The organism is Burkholderia pseudomultivorans, from assembly GCF_902499075.1.
GTDB lineage: Bacteria > Pseudomonadota > Gammaproteobacteria > Burkholderiales > Burkholderiaceae > Burkholderia > Burkholderia pseudomultivorans.
On sequence record NZ_CABVPP010000091.1, the window covers coordinates 1 to 17,915 of the forward strand.

Annotated in this window: 17 protein-coding genes and 1 pseudogene; 5 read left to right on the forward strand and 13 right to left on the reverse strand. The window is 69.2% G+C overall.

The window, feature by feature from the left end; all coding sequences use genetic code 11:
- Positions 1-332 (reverse strand): annotated as a pseudogene (locus tag BST28156_RS32840) (BON domain-containing protein); the annotation flags it as partial.
- A gap of 163 nt (positions 333-495) precedes the next feature.
- A complete protein-coding gene (locus tag BST28156_RS32845; protein ID WP_012217867.1) occupies positions 496-879 on the reverse strand; it encodes a hypothetical protein in 384 nt (127 codons plus the stop codon).
- A 483-nt stretch (positions 880-1,362) separates the two neighbouring features.
- Between BST28156_RS32845 and BST28156_RS32850 the strand changes: the two genes are divergently transcribed.
- Positions 1,363-2,949: a hybrid sensor histidine kinase/response regulator gene (locus BST28156_RS32850; protein WP_012464951.1), complete on the forward strand. Its 1,587-nt coding sequence runs from the start codon at positions 1,363-1,365 to the stop codon at positions 2,947-2,949.
- Positions 2,950-2,959: 10 nt separating this feature from the next.
- Here BST28156_RS32850 and BST28156_RS32855 read toward each other — a convergent pair whose 3' ends face one another.
- Both BST28156_RS32855 and BST28156_RS32860 read right to left on the reverse strand, forming a co-directional pair.
- The gene (locus tag BST28156_RS32855) at positions 2,960-3,310 is read right to left on the reverse strand and encodes a four-helix bundle copper-binding protein (RefSeq protein WP_012217865.1); all 351 of its coding nucleotides are present in this window, start codon (positions 3,308-3,310) and stop codon (positions 2,960-2,962) included.
- A gap of 2 nt (positions 3,311-3,312) precedes the next feature.
- The gene (locus BST28156_RS32860) at positions 3,313-4,518 is read right to left on the reverse strand and encodes a zinc-dependent alcohol dehydrogenase (RefSeq protein WP_006398890.1); all 1,206 of its coding nucleotides are present in this window, start codon (positions 4,516-4,518) and stop codon (positions 3,313-3,315) included.
- On the opposite strand from BST28156_RS32860, the gene BST28156_RS32865 reads away from it, so the two are divergent.
- Positions 4,517-4,843, forward strand: coding sequence for a hypothetical protein (locus BST28156_RS32865; RefSeq protein WP_038442066.1), 327 nt, complete (start codon positions 4,517-4,519; stop codon positions 4,841-4,843). The two genes, BST28156_RS32860 and BST28156_RS32865, sit on opposite strands and share 2 nt — an antisense overlap.
- On the opposite strand, the gene BST28156_RS32870 is transcribed toward BST28156_RS32865, so the two are convergent.
- The 4 genes from BST28156_RS32870 to BST28156_RS32885 all read right to left on the reverse strand — a co-directional run bounded on the left by BST28156_RS32870 (position 4,819) and on the right by BST28156_RS32885 (position 9,327).
- Positions 4,819-5,655 (reverse strand): ABC transporter permease, encoded by an 837-nt coding sequence (locus BST28156_RS32870; RefSeq protein WP_012217864.1) that lies wholly within the window; start codon positions 5,653-5,655, stop codon positions 4,819-4,821. The two genes, BST28156_RS32865 and BST28156_RS32870, sit on opposite strands and share 25 nt — an antisense overlap.
- 30 nt (positions 5,656-5,685) lie before the next feature.
- Positions 5,686-6,951, reverse strand: coding sequence for an ABC transporter permease (locus BST28156_RS32875; RefSeq protein ID WP_012464952.1), 1,266 nt, complete (start codon positions 6,949-6,951; stop codon positions 5,686-5,688).
- Between the two features lie 130 nt (positions 6,952-7,081).
- On the reverse strand, positions 7,082-8,128 hold the full coding sequence (locus tag BST28156_RS32880; protein ID WP_012217862.1) for an ABC transporter substrate-binding protein: 1,047 nt from the start codon (positions 8,126-8,128) through the stop codon (positions 7,082-7,084).
- A gap of 92 nt (positions 8,129-8,220) precedes the next feature.
- Complete coding sequence (locus tag BST28156_RS32885) at positions 8,221-9,327, reverse strand: ABC transporter ATP-binding protein (protein WP_006398885.1); 1,107 nt, start codon at positions 9,325-9,327, stop codon at positions 8,221-8,223.
- A gap of 204 nt (positions 9,328-9,531) precedes the next feature.
- Between BST28156_RS32885 and pdxR the strand changes: the two genes are divergently transcribed.
- A complete protein-coding gene (pdxR, locus tag BST28156_RS32890) occupies positions 9,532-11,004 on the forward strand; it encodes a MocR-like pyridoxine biosynthesis transcription factor PdxR (protein ID WP_012217861.1) in 1,473 nt (490 codons plus the stop codon).
- A gap of 20 nt (positions 11,005-11,024) precedes the next feature.
- On the opposite strand, the gene BST28156_RS32895 is transcribed toward pdxR, so the two are convergent.
- The 3 genes from BST28156_RS32895 to BST28156_RS32905 all read right to left on the reverse strand — a co-directional run bounded on the left by BST28156_RS32895 (position 11,025) and on the right by BST28156_RS32905 (position 14,126).
- Positions 11,025-12,353: an aspartate aminotransferase family protein gene (locus BST28156_RS32895; protein ID WP_012217860.1), complete on the reverse strand. Its 1,329-nt coding sequence runs from the start codon at positions 12,351-12,353 to the stop codon at positions 11,025-11,027.
- On the reverse strand, positions 12,343-13,431 hold the full coding sequence (locus BST28156_RS32900) for a phosphotransferase (protein ID WP_012217859.1): 1,089 nt from the start codon (positions 13,429-13,431) through the stop codon (positions 12,343-12,345). The genes BST28156_RS32895 and BST28156_RS32900 overlap by 11 nt, the downstream gene beginning before the upstream one ends.
- Before the next feature lie 230 nt (positions 13,432-13,661).
- Positions 13,662-14,126 (reverse strand): DUF1269 domain-containing protein, encoded by a 465-nt coding sequence (locus BST28156_RS32905; protein WP_012217858.1) that lies wholly within the window; start codon positions 14,124-14,126, stop codon positions 13,662-13,664.
- Between the two features lie 196 nt (positions 14,127-14,322).
- On the opposite strand from BST28156_RS32905, the gene BST28156_RS32910 reads away from it, so the two are divergent.
- Complete coding sequence (locus BST28156_RS32910) at positions 14,323-14,541, forward strand: DUF6566 family protein (protein ID WP_006398879.1); 219 nt, start codon at positions 14,323-14,325, stop codon at positions 14,539-14,541.
- An 11-nt stretch (positions 14,542-14,552) separates the two neighbouring features.
- Here the strand turns inward: BST28156_RS32910 and BST28156_RS32915 are convergent, their stop codons facing one another.
- Together BST28156_RS32915 and BST28156_RS32920 are read right to left on the reverse strand one after the other, a co-directional pair.
- Entirely contained in the window at positions 14,553-14,747 is a 195-nt protein-coding gene (locus tag BST28156_RS32915) for a hypothetical protein (RefSeq protein WP_012217857.1), read from the reverse strand.
- A gap of 121 nt (positions 14,748-14,868) precedes the next feature.
- Entirely contained in the window at positions 14,869-16,395 is a 1,527-nt protein-coding gene (locus BST28156_RS32920; RefSeq protein ID WP_012217856.1) for an FAD-dependent oxidoreductase, read from the reverse strand.
- A 212-nt stretch (positions 16,396-16,607) separates the two neighbouring features.
- Here BST28156_RS32920 and BST28156_RS32925 point away from each other — a divergent pair, with 212 nt between their 5' ends.
- A complete protein-coding gene (locus BST28156_RS32925; RefSeq protein WP_012217855.1) occupies positions 16,608-17,768 on the forward strand; it encodes an NAD-dependent formate dehydrogenase in 1,161 nt (386 codons plus the stop codon).
- The last annotated feature ends 147 nt before the right edge of the window (positions 17,769-17,915 follow it).

Genomic DNA, 17,915 nt, shown 5'->3' on the forward strand with positions numbered 1-17,915 from the left:
GGCTGCCCGCGACCGCGCTCGGCCTCGTACGCCGCGCCGCGCGGCTCACCCGGTCCGCCGGGGCCGCCGTGCCATTCGGTGCGTGCGCCGCGCCCGCCGAGTTCCGCCGCGGGCCGTGCCGCGCGCTCGGTCCACTCGCTGCCCCATTCCTCGGGCCCGACGTCCTCGCTCGCGAAGCGCCGGTACGCGGACTCGTAGTCTTCCTCGGGCCGCAGCGCCGGATCGTCCGGAAAGCCGCGCTCGCCTGCGTCCCGGTACGCGCGTTCGCTGCGTTCCTGCCAATCGGGCGGGCCGCGCCGTTCGACCGGCCGCCCGGGATATCGTCGTTGCATCGTGTCCTCCTTGGCCGCGTGCGCGACGAGCGGCCCCATGCCGCCCGGCGCGCGCGCCGCGTCGCCGGCGCAATCGGCATGCCGCGCGTGCGGGGCCCGAACGCGCGCGCCGCACGCGCCGGTCGTGCCGATCTGCAACCGAATTGCAGTTTTTGCGTGCGCGTCAGCCGGGCTCGCCGTCGCGCTGACCGCCGCGCTCGTCCAATTCGTCCGATTCATCGGGTTCGCCCGCGTCGGGCGGCTCGGCCAGCTGTTCGAGCCGGTCCGGCTCGATGTCCGCGCTCTCCTCGAAGGTCGCGTCGCCGTCCGCGGCCGCGCGCTCGCCCGTGCCCGCGCGGTCCGTGTCGCTGTCGAGCGTCGCGTCGCCGCGCTCGAGCGCATGCGCGTCGAGCGGCGAGTCGACGTCGAACGAATGGCGCCGCGCGCCGGCCGTGTCGCTGCCGCTGTCCGACGAATCGCTCGGGCCGAGCGCGCGCCCGTCGCGGCCGCGGCTCGCGTTCTCGTCGTCCGGGCCGGCCGGCTCGTTGTCGGGATTCAGTGTGCTCATCGCTATGTCCTCGCGGTTGCCATGCGCGGCGCGGCCGCAGCGGGCCGCGCCGGTCGTCGGGCGTGCGAGGGACGCAAGTGCCGTGCCGGGGCGGCTGCGGGCTGCGGGCTGCGGGCTGCGGGCTGCGGGCTGCGGGCTGCGGGCTGCGAGGCGCGAGCCGAGAGCCGAGAGCCGAGAGCCGAGAGGTGCGAGGCGGGAGGGCCGGGCCACGAGCCATGGGACGCAAGCCGCGACGGGCGCGGCACGCGCGGGCGCGCGCCACTGGAGGCTCCGTTGGCGGCCCGCGTAAGCGGGCCCCTAGACGGCCCCCCCTAGGCGGGCCCCCTTATCGGTTGTGCAACCCGGCACGGTCCGTGCGTGCCCATTAGCCAATCAAGCGGCGATCCCGTATCCTCTCGGGGTGCCGATCCGAACCACCACGCCGCCGTCCCCTTTTTCCGCGGACGGCCAATGGCGTTCCATTTGCAGCTGAGCTCGCCTCTGATGACGAAAGACGACATTCGACCCCATTCGAATCCCCCGCCGTCCCCCGCTCCGGACGGTGGCGACCTGCTGCACCGTTTCGCGGAATTCCGTTTCCAGACCGTCGTCGCCTCGATCACCGACTATGCGGTGTTCATGCTCGACACGGAGGGCCACGTCGTCACGTGGAACGCCGGCGCCGAGCGCATCAAGGGTTACCGCGCGAGCGAAATCGTCGGCAACCATTTCTCGCGCTTCTATCCGCCCGAAGCGCTCGCGGCCGGCCGCCCGTCGTACGGGCTGCGCGAAGCCGCGACGCATGGCCGCTTCGAGGACGAAGGCTGGCGCGTGCGCAAGGACGGCTCGCTGTTCTGGGCCAACGTGACGATCACCGCGGTGCGCGACGAGTCGGGCCAGCTGTGCGGCTTCATCAAGATCACGCGCGACATGACCGAGCGCAGGCGGCTCGAGGAACTCGAAACGTCCACGCATCGGCTCAGCGTATTCATCGCGATGCTCGCGCACGAACTGCGCAACCATCTCGCGCCGCTGCGCCATTCGGTCGGCGTGCTGCAGAGCCTGCCCGATCCGGCGCCCGCGCTCGCGCAGTGCCGCGACGCGGTGCATCGCCAGGTCGCGCAACTGACGCGGCTCGTCGACGATCTGCTCGACGTCGGCCGCATCACGTCCGGCAAGGTCGAGCTCGAGGATCGGCCGGTGACGGTACGCGATCTCGTGGCCCGCGGCGTCGAAAGCGTGCAGCCGAAGCTGGCGACCCGCGAGCAGCAGATCCACGTCGATCTGCCGCCCGAGCCGATCGTGCTGCGCGGCGACGATGCGCGGCTCGTGCAGGTGCTGCACAACCTGCTCGACAACGCATCGAAATTTTCGCCGCGCGGCGGGCGTATCGATATCAGCGCGCGCGTCGAAGGCCCGGTCGTCGCGATTCGCGTGATCGATCGCGGCGTCGGGATCGCGCCCGGCGCGCTCGAGTCGATCTTCGATCTGTTCGAGCAGGAAGGCGCGGCCCATCGGCCGACCGACGGCTTCGGCCTCGGCCTCGCGATCTGCCGGTCGTTCGTCGAACTGCACGGCGGGATGATCTCCGCGGAGAGCGACGGCCCCGGCCACGGCGCGACGTTCATCATCCGTCTGCCCGTCGAACGCGCGGCGCGCGCGGAGCCCGAGCTTCCGGTCGCGAGCGCGGCCGCCGACACGCCGGTCGCGCCGCTGCGCATCGTTGTCGTCGACGACAACCGCGACTCCGCGGACACGCTCGCGGTGCTGCTGCAGGTCAAAGGCCACGCGCCGCGCGTCGCATACAGCGCCGACGAAGCGCTCGCGCTCGCACGCGACTACACGCCGCATCTGATGCTGATCGATCTGACGATGCCGGACGTCGACGGGTATTCGCTGCTGCAGGCGTTGCGCCGGATCGATGCGCTCGCCGACACCGCGTGCGTCGCGTTGTCGGGGCACGCGCAACCGTCGGACCGCGCGCGCAGTACCAGCGCAGGCTTTGACGACCACCTCGTGAAACCCGTCGAGATGCCGGTGCTCGACGCGCTGCTGCAGCGCGTCGCACGCAAGTTCCAAGCTCGCCCGTAAGCGGCCGCGTTCACGCCATCGCACGGCACATCGCCGCGCAGGCATCGCAGGCGAGCGCGCAGCGCCGGCAGTGCTCGTGCGTATGGCGCCGGCATTCCGCCGCGCAGCGCTCGCACACCTGCGCGCACAAGGCGCACACCTGCGGCGCGAGCACGCTGCGGCGGGCCATCGCGCCGGACGCGAAGCGGCACAGCAGCGCGCAGTCGATGTCGAGCGCGATGCAGGCGGTCAGCGCGCGCGGGTCCGGCTCCGCGAGACACGCGCCGGCGCAGGCGTCGCACGCATGCGCACATGCGTCGCATGCGGCCATGCAGGTGTCGTAACGCGCATTCAGTTCGGTGCGGTTCGTTGCGGGTTCCATGATCACGGCTCCAGTTTCACTTTGATCCAGCCCGGCTCGCGGACGTCGAAGGCGCGATAGGCGTCGATCGCGTTGGTCAGCGGCTCGCGCTGCGTCAGCACCGACAACGGATCGAACGCACCGCTGCGCACCAGTTCGATCAGTTGCGGCGTGATCGTCCGGTGATTGCAGTTGCCCATCTTGATCGTCAGGTTGCGGTTCATCGCCTCGCCGATCGGAAACACGCGCGCCTGCGGCGGATAGACGCCGATCACCGCGACCGTGCCCGCCTTCGCGACCGCGCGCACCGCCCATTGCAGCACCTGCGACGGCCCGTCGCCCGGCACCCAGTAGCGGCCGTCCGGCTTGCGGCGCGGCGCGACCGCGTCGACCTCCGCATCGAATGCACGCGCGGCCTCGTGGTCGGCCGCAGCGGGCCCGTGCGTCGCGCGCATCGCGTCGACGCCGACCGCATCGATCACACGATCGACGCCGATTCCGCCCGTCAGACGCAGCACGGTATCGACCGGGTCTTCCTCGGAGAAGTCGACCGCTTCCGCGCCCTGCGCACAGGCCATGTCGAGACGCGATGCGATCCGGTCGATCGCGATCACGCGACCCGCACCCATCAGCTTCGCGCTCGCGATCGCGAACTGCCCGACCGGGCCCGCGCCGAACACGGCGACCGTATCGCCCGGCTTCACTTCGGCGAGTTGCGCGCCGAAATAGCCGGTCGGAAAAATATCGGACATCAGGATCGCGCGATCGTCGTCGATTTCGTCGGGCAGACGGATCAGGCTCGCGTTCGCGAGCGGCGTGCGCGCGTATTCGGCCTGCAGTCCGTCAAACGCGCCCGTGTCGGCCGGGCCGCCGAAGAACGCGGTGCCCGCGCGCGGGCCGCCCGGATTCGCGACGTCGCACTGCGCGGTATAGCCGGCACGGCAGTACACGCAGTGGCCGCACGCGATCGTCGACGGAATCAGCACGCGGTCGTCGCGCCGCAGATTGCGCACGTCGCGGCCGACCGCCTCGACGATGCCGACGCCTTCGTGCCCAAGAATCGTGCCCGGCTTCATGCCGCCGAGCGTGCCGCGCACCATGTGCAGATCGGTGCCGCAGATCGCGCTGGCCGTCAGGCGCACGACCGCATCGGTGGTGTCGGCGACTTCCGGATCGGGAACGGTATCGATGCGGATGTCGCCGATACCGTGAAATACGACTGCTTTCATGTCGGACCTCCTTGTCGAATGCGGCAACGGCATCGTCGCCGCCACGCGGTCGAGCAAGGTGCGCGCCCGCATCGCGCGCAAGGCCGGTGCGCGGCGCGGATCGACAAGGAAGCAGGCAGGGATGGGGATTGCGGCGGGCGAGTTGGCGATGCACGGCCGTGCGGTCTTCGCGATGCCGCTCGCGCGGCCGTTCACACCGGTTGCAATTCGCTATACGCGATGGGCATTCTTGCAGCGCGCGGCGCGCGCGTACGTACGCGCTCGTCTCCGGCGTCTTTCGCTTCTTTCGCTTCTTTCGCGTTACGCCACCGCGCGCCGCGCCTGACGCCCGCGCAGCCACTCGAGCGCGAGCAGCAGGCTCGTCGAGAACACGATCAGGATCGTCGCGAGCGCCGCGATCGTCGGGCTGATGTTTTCGCGGATGCCGGTAAACATCTGCCGCGGCAGCGTCGTCTGGTCCGCGCCGGCCAGAAACAGCGTGACGACCACTTCGTCGAACGACGTCGCGAACGCGAACAGCGCACCCGACATCACGCCCGGCGCGATCACCGGCAGCGTCACGCGGAAGAATGTCGTCACCGGATTCGCGCCCAGCGACAGGCTCGCGCGCACGAGGTTCTGGTTGAAGCCCTGCAGCGTCGCGGCCACTGTCGTCACGACGAACGGCACACCGAGCGCCGCGTGCGCCGCGATCAGCCCCGTGTACGTATTCGCGAGCCCGAGCGGTGCGAAGAACAGATACATGCCGACACCGACCACCACCACCGGCACGATCATCGGCGAGAGCAGCACCGCCATCAGCAGCCCCTTGCCGCGAAACTCGGCCTTCGTCAGCCCGATCGCGGCCAGCGTGCCGAGCACGGTCGCCACGAGCGTCGCCGAGGGCGCCACGATGAAGCTGTTCTTCGCGGCCATGCGCCACTCGTCCGACGCGATCAGGTTTTCGTACCAGCGCGTCGAGAAGCCGGGAATCGGATACACGAGGAACGTGCTCGACGAGAACGACAGCGGCACGATCGCAAGCACCGGCAGGATCAGATACAGCAGCGTGAGCACGACGAGCACGCGCAACGCGACATACCACGCGCGCTCGATGAACGACATGTGCGGCGCAAACAGCGGCCTGGCAAGTTTCATGGTTCCTTCTCCTTCCCTGTCGGCCCGCGTTCAGCCGAGGCTCACGTTGGTGCGCGTGAAGCGCCCGTACACCGCGTACAGCACGAGCGTCGCCGCGAGCAGCAGCCCGCCGAGCGCACACGCCATCCCCCAGTTGATCGTCACGTTCGTGAAGTACGCGACGTAGTAGCTGACCATCTGGTCGTTCGGGCCGCCGAGCAGCGCCGGCGTGATGTAGTAGCCGATCGCGAGGATGAACACGAGCAGCGCGCCCGCGCCGACGCCCGGATACGTCTGCGGCACGTACACGCGCCAGAACGCCGCGAACGGATGGCTGCCGAGCGAGACGGCCGCGCGCTGGTAGGTCGGCGGAATCGACTTCATCACGCTGTAGAGCGGCAGGATCATGAACGGCAGCAGGATGTGCGTCATCGAGATATAGACGCCCACGCGGTTGAACAGCAGCGCAAGCGGATGCGCGAGCAGGCCGCTGCCGATCAGCGCCTTGTTGATCAGCCCTTCGTTCTGCAGCAGCACGATCCACGCGGCCACGCGCACGAGCACCGAGGTCCAGAACGGAATCAGCACGAGGATCATCGCGAGGTTCGCGCGCCGCTCCGACAGCGTCGAGATCCAGTAGGCGAGCGGATAGCCGAGCAGCAGCGCGAACAGCGTCACGGCGATGCCGATCACGAACGTGCGACCGAAGATCGCCAGATAGATCGACTGATCCGGATCGGCGTGCACGATGTGGCCGAAGCCGTCCTGCTTGTGGTCGAGCGCGGCGAGCAGATAGAACGGCGAATAGGTGCTGCCGTTTTTGGCGATCGCCTGCCAGTACGCGACCTCGCCCCAGCGCGCATCGAGTTCGATCAGTTTGCTGCGCGTGCCGGCCGGCGTCAGCGCCGTGCCATCGTCGTTTTTCAGCGGCATCGCGCGCGCAGTCTTGGCGACGAGCGAGCGATAGCCGGGAATCTCGGTGTTCAACCGCCGCGCGAGCGCGCCCATCGCGTCGCTGTCGGCGACTTTCGTCATGTCGGCGGCGAGCGCCGCGTAGGCGGCGTCCGCGGGCGGCGTCTTGCGGTCCCAGTGCGACAGCGCGGCGACCGTGTTCGGCAGCGCGGCGGCGATCTCCGGGTTCTGCACCGCGCGCGTGAGCAGCGTGCCGATCGGCACGACGAACACCAGCAGCAGGAAGATCGCGAGCGGCGCGATCAGCAGCAGCGCCATCGTGCGCTTGCGCGCTTCGGCGGCTTTCAGTTCGCGCTTGAGCGCAGCGCCTGACTGCGGGGAAGAAGCGATCGTCATCGTGTTCAACGGAGGTCTCTCCGGGCCGGACCGCAGGCCGCGGCCCGCGGTCCGGCGGCAAGCCGCGCGATGCGTGACGCTGCGTCGCGCGGCGGACGGCGTCCGTGCGTGGACGCGCTCGCGCCCACGCACGGCGGACTTACTTCGACGCCCACGCGGCGAAGCGCTGCTCGAGCTCGTCGCCGTGATCGGTCCAGAAGCCGATGTCCTGCAGCACGGCGTTCTTGCCGTTCGCCGGCGAGTTCGGCAGGTTCGCGAGCGTCTTCGCGTCGAGCGACTTGATCGCGGCGAGGTTCACCGGCCCGTACGCGATGTGCTGTGCGTATGCCTGCTGCGGCTTCGGCGTCAGCGTGTAGGCGATGAACTGCTCGGCGAGCGCCTTGTTCGGCGAGCCCTTCGGAATCGCCCAGTAGTCGAGATCGTAGATGCTGCCGTTCCACACGATCTTCAGGTTCTTGCCTTCCTTGCGCGCCGCGTCGATGCGGCCGCTAAACGCGGTCGACATCACGACGTCGCCGGCGACGAGGAATTGCGGCGGCTGCGCGCCCGCTTCCCACCACTGGATGTTCGGCTTCAGCTCGTCGAGCTTCTTGAAGGCGCGATCCTGGCCGGCCTTCGTGTTCAGCACCTTGTACACGTCCTTCGGCGCGACGCCGTCGGCCATCAGCGCGAACTCGAGGTTGTAGCGCGCACCCTTGCGCATCGCGCGCTTGCCGGGGAATTTCTTCACGTCCCAGAAATCGGCCCAGTTCGCCGGTGCGGTCTTCAGCTTGTCCGCGTTGTACGACAGCACCGTCGACCAGACGAAAATGCCCGCGCCGCAGGTCTGGTACGCCTCGGGAATCAGATCGGTCTTCTTCGCGATCTTCGACCAGTCGAGCTTCTCGTAGAGGCCTTCGTCGCAGCCGCGGCCGACGTCGCCGGACTCGACGTCGACGACGTCCCAGCTCACGTGCTTCGCCTCGACCATCGCCTTCACCTTCGCCTGCTCGCCGTTGTATTCGACGGCGGTGACCTTGTTGCCGGTCGCCTTCTCGAACGGCTGGTTGAAGGCGGCCTTCTGCGCATCGCCGTTCGCACCGCCGAAGTTGACGACCGTCAGTTCGGCAGCGGACGCCGACGCGCCGAATGCGGCCAACGTCAGCGCAACGGCAATGCGGCGTGCGGTAAAGCGGGTTCGATTCATGGTGGTTCCTCTCCGGTCGCGGTGAAAATGCGTAGTGGTGGTGATCGACGACAGACTGACAGACTGCGGGGAAACCGGCGGCCGCGCCGGCGTTACGCGAACACGCGCAGATGCGCGGGCGCGAACGACAGCGAAACCGGCGCACCGGGGAAAAAGTTGTCGAGCGCTTCTGTGCCGAGCGGCACCTTGACGAAGCATTCGCCTTGTCCGGGCACGGCGCAACGCATGCGCACATGATCGCCGAAATAAATCAGCCCGAGCGCTTCGCCCGCGACGCGATTCGCGGCGTCGCCGTGCGCGGCCGGCGGTTCCGGCTCGCGGCAAAGACGCATGCGCTCGGGACGGATGCACGCGATCGCCGGTGCGCCCGGCGCGGCATTCGCGACGTTGCGCCCGATCAAGCGCGTGCCGTCGCCGAGCCGCAGCTCGCAGAACTCGCCGTCGACGCGCGCGATCGTGCCGCGCAGCCGGTTGCTGTCGCCGATGAAGTTCGCCACGAATTCGTTGCACGGCGACTCATAGAGCCGGTCCACCGTGTCGAGCTGCTGCACGATGCCCTTGTCGAATACCGCCACGCGGTCTGACATCGTCAGCGCCTCGCCCTGATCGTGCGTGACGTAGACGAACGTCACGCCGAGCTTCTCGTGCAGCGCCTTCAGCTCGTATTGCATGTGTTCGCGCAGCTGCTTGTCGAGCGCGCCGAGCGGTTCGTCCATCAGCACGAGCTTCGGCTCGAACACCAGCGCACGCGCGAGCGCAATGCGCTGCTGCTGCCCGCCCGAGAGTTGCGCCGGATAGCGCTTCGCGAAGCGCTCCATCTGCACCATCTTCAGCGCGTGCGCGACACGCTCGGCGCGTTCGGCCGCCGGCAGCTTGCGCACCGTCAGCGGATAGGCGACGTTCTGCTCCACCGTCAGATGCGGAAACAGCGCGTAGTTCTGGAACACCATGCCGATGTTGCGCTTGTGCGGCGGCACGTGATTGAGCAGCTCGCCGTCGAGGCGGATTTCGCCGCCGGTCGGGAATTCGAAGCCCGCCAGCATCATCAGGCACGTGGTCTTGCCCGAGCCGGACGGCCCGAGCAGCGTCAGGAATTCGCCGCGGCGAATGTCGAGATCCAGCGATTTGACGACGAGCGTCTCGCCGTCGTAGGTCTTTCGCACACCGCGAAAACTGACGATCACATCATCGGCCTTCATTCTGTTGGTCTCCTGCGAAGCCGTATCCGATGCATCGCGCGCATGCCGGCGCCGTTCTCGTTCTACGTATTCGGCGGCCGCCGGTTACCCCGCGCGCGCGACTGCCGCCGGCGTGTCGTGCCGCCCGCAGTCGCGTGAATTGACTATAGCAATCAATGGCTATAGCCTGTATAGCCAAATCGCACTCGATGATAATGCCATTTCATGCGAGCCGTCCTGTTGACCGACCTGCTGGCGCGCGCATTGTCCGATGGCGGCAGCGATACGCTGCAGCACCGGATCTATGACGTCGTGCGGCGCGGTGTGCTGGATCATACGCTCGCCGCGGGGCAGAAACTGCCGTCGTCGCGCACGCTCGCGCAGGAACTCGGCATTTCCCGAATCACCGTCTCGCTCGCCTACGATCGGCTGATCGCCGAGAACTATCTCGTCGCGCGCACCGGCAGCGGCACGTTCGTCGCGCCGACGAGCCCGCGGCCGCTGAGCGGCCCGGGCGAAATCGTGCATACGCGCCATTCGATGACGCTGTCGCAGCGCGGCGCGATGCTCGACCGGCTGCCGGGCGGCGTCACGCAAAGCTACGGCCCGTTCGTGCCGGGCGTCGCCGACACGCCGATGTTCCCGTTCCATGTATGGCGCCGGCTGATCGCGCGGCATATCGGCAAGGGCGACCTGTCGCTGTCCGGCTACGCGCTCGACGGCGGCTACGCGCCGCTGCGCGCCGCGGTCGCGCGCTACCTGAAGATCTCGCGCTCGGTCGTCTGCGAGCCCGAGCAGGTCATCATCACGTCCGGCACGCATCAGTCGATCGATCTCTGCGCGCGGCTGCTTGCCGATCCCGGCGACGTCGCGATCGTCGAGAACCCGTGTCATTGGGCGTTCCCGACCGTGCTGTCGGCCGCCGGCCTCGAACTGGTGGCGAGCGCGATCGATGCGGCCGGACTGTCGCTCACCGACATCGATACGCCGGCGCGCGCGCGGCTCGTCGTGACGAGCCCGTCGCACCAGTATCCGACCGGCGCCGTGATGCCGCTGTCGCGCCGGCTCGAACTGCTGCAGAGCGCACGCAGCCGCAACCTGTGGGTGATGGAAGACGACTACGACAGCGAATTCCGCTACGACGGCATCCCGCTGCCCTCGCTGCAAGGGCTCGACAGCGACGCGCGCGTCATCTACGGCGGCACGTTCAGCAAGGCTATGTATCCCGGCGTGCGCATCGCCTATCTGGTCGTGCCCGCGCATCTGGCCGACACGTTCGCGAAAGCCTGCGCGAAGCTGTATCGCCCCGGCCAGCTGCACATCCAGGCCGCGCTCGCCGACTTCATCGACGACGGCCACTTCGCGCAGCACGTGCGGCGGATGCGGATCGAATACGCGCAGCGTCAGCAACTGCTGCGCGACGCGCTGCATGCGGAATTCGGCAACACGATCCGGCTCTCCGACGCGCGCGCGGGACTGCATCTGTTCGCGAGCTTCGATGCGGACGTGTCGACGCGCGCGCTGACCGACGTCGCGCGTGCGGACGGCCTGATTCTCGGCCGGCCGCATTTCGTCGCGCCGCACGCGCTTGCCGATCGCAGCATCGTGCTCGGCTACGGCGGCGTCGCGCAAAGCGCAATCGGCGACGGCGTGAAGCGGCTCGGCCGCGCGTATGCGCGCACGCTCGACGCGACGTAGCTGCGGCTGCGCGCGAGCGGTCACAGCGCGGCGAGCGCGCCGTCGGCGGCCGCGAGCAGCAGATCCGCGTGTTCCTGCGTAAACGGCAGCAGCGGACGGATCTTCAGCACGTTGCCGCGCACGCCGGTCGCGCTGATCAGCACGCCGCGTTCGCGCATCAGATTGACGACGCGCTGCCTCTCGTCTTCGGCCGGCGTCTTCGCGTGGCGGTCGCGCACGAGCTCGACGCCGAGGAACAGCCCGTCGCCGCGCACGTCGCCGATCAGGTCGTGCTTGCGCGCGAGCGTGCGGAACCCTTCGCGCAGATACGCGCCGATCCGGCTCGCGTTCGCCTGCAGACCGTCGTTGACGATCACGTCGAGCGTCGCGGCCGCCGCCGCGCACGACACCGGATTGCCGCCGAACGTATTGAAATAGCGCGTGTCCTTGCCGAACCGCTCGAGCACCTCGGCGCGTGCCGCAAGGCCGGCGATCGGATGACCGTTGCCCATCGGCTTGCCCATCGTCACCAGATCCGGAACCACATCGTGCCGCTCGAAGCCCCACATCTTCGAGCCGGTACGCGCGAAGCCGGCCTGCACTTCGTCCGCGATGAAGACGCCGCCGGCCTGCCGGATCGCCGCGACGGCACCCTGCAGAAAACCGCGCGGATCGGCGAACACGCCGTCGCTCGTGAACAGCGTGTCGATGATCAGCGCGGCGGGCCGCACGCCGTGCCGCACGAGGTCGTCGATCGCGCGCTGCACGTCGCGCGCGAACCGCGCGCCGACGTCGGCGTCGCCGTCGCGATACGTGTCGGGTGGCGCGACCGCGCGCACGTGCAGGCCGAGCGGCACGTGGCGGCCGAGCGACGGCGAGATCTCGGCGATCGCGGCCGTCACGCCGTGATAGGCAAGCTGCGTGACGATCACGCCGGTGCCGCCCGTGTACTGCTTCGCGATGCGCAGCGCGAGATCGTTCGCTTCGCTGCCCGTGCAGGTGAACATTGCCTGCGACAGCGCGTCGGGCATCGTGCGCAGCAGCCGTTCCGCGTAATCGAGTATGCCGTCGTGCAGATAGCGCGTATGCGTGTTCAGCGTGCTCGCCTGCTTCGCGATCGCCTCGACGACTTCGGGCCGGCAATGGCCGATCGACGCCACGTTGTTGTACGCGTCGAGATACGCGCGGCCGGCGCTGTCGTAGAGCCACACGCCTTCGCCGCGCACGATGTGCAGCGGCGTTTCGTAGAACAGCCGGTACGCGGGCCCGAGCACGCGCGCACGCCGCTCGACGAGCGCACGCGCCTGCGCGTCGAGCGCCGATGCGCGCTGCGGGTCGAACGCGTTCAGCATCGCCGGATCACTGCGCATGACGATTCTCCTGTTCGTGGCGGATCGCGTCGCCGATGATGCGCGCCGCGTCGCCGTCGGGCAGCGCGGCGAGCCGGTGCAGGCCCGTCCACGACAGCGCGTTGTTGCGCAGGATGTAGGCGCTGTTCTCGGGATGCTCGCGCGCGCGCCAGCCGGTGATCAACACCGTCATCAGCAGCCGCGCGACGATCAGCTCCGGCAACACTGCCAGTTCGTCGCCGCTCAGCGGGTTCTCGCGGTGGTAGGCGCAGATGCAGTCGACGGCCGTCTCGAGCGGATTCGGCGTATCGGCAAGCTGATACGACGATGCGACCGCCAGCTCGTTGACGAGCGGCGCGTGCACCATGTCGCCGAAATCGAGGATCGCGGTGATGCGGTCGGTGTCGGTCTCGTCGACGAGCACGTTGTACGGATTCAGATCGTTGTGAATCACCTGACGCCGCAGCGTCGTCATCCGGCGCGCGGTGTGCGCATCGTGACGGTCGAGCAGATGGCGCGCAAGCGCGCGCCGCTCGCCGCCGTCGACGTAGTCGAGCAGCGGCCGCAGCTGCGACAGATGCTGGATGTCCCACAGCAGCCGGTGCCCCGCATGCGCGTGCGTGAAGCCGCGCAGCGCGCGATCGAAGCGGCCGAGCGCGGTGCCGAGCGCGCGGCGCTGCCGGCGCGAACGCTCGACGCGATGCAGCGGAATGCCGGGCGCGAACGTGATCATCCGCACCGCCTGGCGCGCGTGCTCGCCCGCGACGTCGCGCCAGTGAATGTAACGGCCCGACCGGTCGCGCATCAGCCGCGGCACCGGCAGCGTCGCGTCGGCCTCGATCACCTGCAGCTGCGCGAACGTCTGGAACTCCGTCACACCCGCCTGCTCGGCCGGATGCGTGAGCTTCAGCACGTACGATGCGCCGTCGGCCGCGTCGATGCGGAAGTTCTGGTCGCGTTCGCTCGCCAGCGCGCTCGCGGTGCCGACGATGCCGAACGCGTCGGCCGCCAGCGCCTCCGCTTCGTCGATTCCGATGCGCGGCGATGCGACGGAAAACAGCGTGTCGTGCCTGAACGGGCCGGCGGCAGCATCATGCATCGTCGCCTCCTGCCGGCCGGCATGCGCTGCCGCCGCTCGATGAATCGACCTTCACGCGCGTCATGTTCGCCCTCGCTCGTCGTATGGATGTCGAGCGAACTCTAGAGCACACTGGCTTTATGGCGAATAGCCACTTGTCGTCAAGTTATAAGGCCACTTTGGTAGCGACGGTGAGCGCGGTCGCTGGCTGGGACGTTCGGCCGTCCCGCTGCGGCGGCGGACGCCGGCCGTCAATCGGGCTCGGCGTCGGCCGCGCCGTCGCGCGCCTTCGAGATCGCCTCGACGAGCTTCAGCTCGTCGTCGAGCGACAGCGTCGTGTCGAGCACGTCACCGCCGAAGGGCGCGAGTGCGGCGCCGAGCCGGACGACGTCCAGTTGCGTGACCGCGAAGGCGAGCGTCACGGTGCCCGCGCGCACCTTGCGCGCGACGCGCCCGATCAGCGCATCGTCGACCGGCCGATCGCGCAGCGCATCGAGCGATGCGTCGATGCGCGCGAACGCGTCGGCGAGCAGCGAACCGTGCGACACGCGTGCAGGATCGGCCGCGTGCGCGGTCCGGCTACCGTCGCGCGCACATTCGACGAGCACGACGCCCGACAGCGCCACCGTCTGCGCGTCGCGCAGCGCGGCGAGCGCCGCGAGCGCGCGATGCGCCGTGTCGAGATCGGGGTAGGACAATGCAATCAGCGTATTCATCGGCAACTCCGGCTAGAGGTGCGTCGCGGCGCAGGCGGCAGGCCGGCGGGGCACGCCTGCATCGCGACCGCCGCAACGGCGGTCCGCCTCGCCCATCGGAGGATGGTCGTCATCGGCTTCGGATGCAACGTGCGCGCGGCGCTGGTACGATCGTCGCACCGAAGCGACGATCACGATCGATGGAGGGTTTCGAACGATGCACGCCAGCGAAATGTTCATGGGTCACGAGATTCGCGTCGAGGCGACGCGCAACGAACGCGGCGCGTGGGTCGCGCACGTGCGGATCTTCCGCGACGGCGCACCGGTCGACCTGCCGGCGCCCGAGCTCGTCACGCCCGAATGGCTCACCTGCGACGAAGCGTTGCGCGGCGGCCTCGACCAGGGGCGCATCATGCTGAAGACGCACGACCGCTGAGCGCGGCGCGCTCATCGTTCGCCGCCGGGCCGCGCGGGCGCGCGCACGCAGCGGCCCGCATCGAACGCGTCGCGCATCAGCTGCGATACGTCGTCCAGCGTCAGCTCGACCGACGTCGAGCCCGCAGTGTCGCGATCGACGACCCGATGACCGATGTTGCGCTCGGCGATCGCGTTGAGCAGTGCGTCGACCAGATACTTGTCCATTCCGTTTCCCGTCAGGCTTGCGCGCATTCGTTGCGTACGCAACGTTTCTGCAGCCATTTGCGTCAAGACCGATGCCGTGCCGGACGCGCGCGATGGCGCCGCCTGCGCACGGCCGTCGCCGTCATCCGCCGGCGATCTGCGTTTCGAGCGCCGCCTCCGCACGCAGACAATCGAGATCGCGGCCGATCGTCGCGACCGCGAGTCGCACGTCGCCGCGCCAGTAGCTGACCGAGCCGTCGTGCGCGTGCAGGTCGCCTTCGATTTCGACGCGATCCCAGTGCTCCGCATGGCCGACATAGCGGATCGTCATGTCGTAGTGCTGCGTCCAGAAGAACGGCACCGCATCGAACGGCCGTTGCCGGCCGAGCATGTTGTGCGCGGCCGTGCTGCCCTGCCGTTGCGCGACGACCCAGTGCTCGACGCGAATGCGCTCGCCCGTCAGCGGATCGGGCCAGCGCGCGATATCGCCGGCCGCATAGATGCCGGGCGCGCTCGTCTGCAGATAGCGGTCGACGCTGACGCCGCGGTCGACCTCGAGACCCGCGTCCTGCGCAAGCGCGACGTCCGGCCGAACGCCGATGCCGACCACGACGAGATCGGCAGGCAGCACGTCGCCGGTCGATAGCGTCACACGATCGTGCTCGATCCGCGCGAGCGTCGCGCCGAGATGAAACACGACGCCGTGCGACTCGTGCAGCGCGCGCACCGCATCGCCGAGCGCGTCGCCGAGCACGTGCGCCATCGGATGCGAACCGGGCGCGACGACGTGCACGTCGAGCGTGCGCGTGCGCAGCGCGGCGGCCGCCTCGAGCCCGATGAAGCTTGCGCCGACCACCACGCAGCGGCGCGCAGTCGCAAGCCGCGCGATCAGCGCATCGCAGTCCGCGCGCGAGCGCAGCACGCACACGTGCGGCAAATCGGCGCCCGGCACCGTCAGCCGGTTCGGTACGGCGCCCGTCGCGAGCAGCAGCGCACCGTAGCCGAGCCGGCTGCCGTCCGCGAGCTCGACCGCGCGCTGCGCGGCATCGATGCGTGCGACGCGCGTGCCGCAGCGCAGGTCGATCTTCCTGTCCGCGTAGAACGACGGCGAGCGCAGCGGCAGCCAGTCGGCCTCGGCCGTGCCGGCCAGATAGTCCTTCGACAGGTTCGGGCGATCGTACGGCGGTTCGTCGTCGCCGCTGAGCAGCGTGATCGCGCGCGTGTAGCCTTCGTCGCGCAACGTGACCGCGGCCGAGATCGCGGCCGCCCCGCCGCCGACGATGACGATCGAGTCGGGCGCCTCGATCGGCGCGGGCGACGGTGCCGGCGCGCGCGCATCGACGACGACCGCGCGGCCGTCGCGACGTTCGACGCGCCAGCAGTTGAGTCCGTCGAGCGCGGGCGCGCGCAAGCGTGCGCCGCTACGCAGACAGAAGGCCGCGTGATGCCACGGGCAGCGCAGCGTGTCGCCGACCAGCAGCCCTTGCGCAAGCGGTGCGCCGTAATGCGGGCACTGCGCGCCGACCGCGAACAGCGCATCGCCGCGCCGCACGAGCAGCACGGCTTCGTCGCCGACGCGGCCTTCGATCATGGCGCCGTCCGCGATGTCGTCGAGCGCGATGCCTTGCGCGAGATCGGGACGCGGCGCCGAGGAGGCGTTTCCAGACATGGGATCGCTCCCGCACGGTTCGTCAACGCTCCCATTATCGGCGTCCTTCACGAAAAGAACAGGTACAGCGCGCGCCGCAGCGCACGCAAACGCGACTGTAGCTTGTGCGCGATGCGCGGCCGGCGTAGAACGTCAGCACCGTTGCGGCGCAGCACGCCGCATCGGCGGCGCGCCTGCCGCGCCGCTGTCCCGACCCGCGTCCGGAGTGCATGATGGCGACCGTCCTCTGCGTGCTGTACCCCGACCCCGTCGACGGCTATCCGCCGCGCTACGTGCGCGACACGATTCCCGTCATCACGCACTACGCGGACGGCCAGCTCGCGCCGACGCCGTCCGGGCCGCCCGGTTTTCGGCCGGGCGAACTCGTCGGCTCGGTATCGGGCGCGCTCGGGTTGCGCGACTATCTGGCGGCGCACGGTCATACGCTGATCGTGACGAGCGACAAGGACGGCCCCGACTCCGAATTCGAGCGCCGGCTGCCGGAAGCGGACGTCGTGATTTCGCAGCCGTTCTGGCCCGCGTATCTGACCGCCGAGGGGATCGCGCGCGCGCCGAAGCTGCGGCTCGCGCTGACTGCGGGCATCGGCTCCGATCACGTCGATCTCGCGGCGGCCGCGCGCGCGGGCATCACCGTCGCGGAAGTCACCGGATCGAACAGCGTCAGCGTCGCCGAGCATGTCGTGATGACGACGCTTGCGCTCGTGCGCAACTATCTGCCGTCGCACGCGATCGCGCAGCAAGGCGGCTGGAACATCGCCGACTGCGTATCGCGCAGCTACGACATCGAGGGCATGCATTTCGGCACGGTCGGCGCCGGCCGCATCGGGCTCGCGGTGCTGCGGCGGCTGAAGCCGTTCGGGCTGGCGCTGCACTATACGCAGCGGCATCGGCTCGATCCGGCGATCGAACACGAACTCGCGCTGACCTATCACGCGGACGTCGCGTCGCTCGCGAGCGCGGTCGACATCGTGAATCTGCAGATTCCGCTCTATCCGTCGACCGAGCATCTGTTCGATGCCGCAATGATCGCGCGCATGAAGCGCGGCGCGTATCTGATCAACACCGCGCGCGCGAAACTCGTCGATCGCGACGCGGTCGTGCGTGCGGTCGCCTCGGGCCATCTGGCCGGCTACGGCGGCGACGTGTGGTTTCCCGAGCCCGCACCGGCCGATCATCCGTGGCGCGCGATGCCGTTCAACGGGATGACGCCGCATATCTCGGGCACGTCGCTGTCCGCGCAGGCGCGCTACGCGGCCGGTACGCTCGAAATTCTGCAGTGCTGGTTCGAGCGCCGGCCGATTCGCGAGGCCTACCTGATCGTCGACGGCGGCACGCTCGCGGGCACCGGCGAGCAGTCGTACCGGCTCACGTGACGCGCGGCGCGCTCAACCGACGCGTGCGGCCGCGAGCTTGCCGACCGTAATCACGGCCTGCTCGATTTCCGGCGACCACGGGCTGCTGTAGTTCAGCCGGATGAAGTTTCGATAGTTGTCGGTGATCGAGAACATATAGCCGGGCCC